The sequence below is a fragment of the Bacillus sp. MHSD_36 genome (assembly GCF_030757775.1).
Lineage (GTDB): Bacteria > Bacillota > Bacilli > Bacillales > Bacillaceae_G > Bacillus_A.
This window is the reverse complement of record NZ_JAVBIS010000039.1, coordinates 1-358: the sequence shown is the minus strand read 5'-3', so window position 1 is coordinate 358 and position 358 is coordinate 1. Positions and strand designations below refer to the sequence as shown.

At 39.9% G+C, this 358-nt stretch carries 1 protein-coding gene; it reads left to right on the top strand.

What is annotated here, in order from left to right; translation table 11 throughout:
• A partial coding sequence (locus Q9B79_RS26885) for an SH3 domain-containing protein (protein ID WP_306189021.1) occupies positions 1-358 on the top strand: 358 nt, incomplete at both ends.

Here is a 358-nt window from a genome sequence, read left to right as displayed (position 1 = left end):
AAGAAGTGCAGCGAATACAAGTAGCTCGATCCTCGGAAACTTAAAAAATGGAGAAAAAGTAACAGTACTAGGGAAAGCAAATGGTTGGGCGAAAATAAGCTATCAAGGAAAAGAAGGCTATGTGTCGCTAGAATTTGTGAAGCTAGAAGCAGGAAAACAAGAAGAAAAACCAGATTCAACGATTAAAAATGGAACGCAAGAAGTAGGAACAATCAATGCGACAAGCTTGCGAGTAAGAAGTGCAGCGAATACAAGTAGCTCGATCCTCGGAAACTTAAAAAATGGAGAAAAAGTAACGGTACTAGGAAAAGCGAACGGCTGGGCGAAAATAAGCTATCAAGGAAAAGAAGGCTATGTA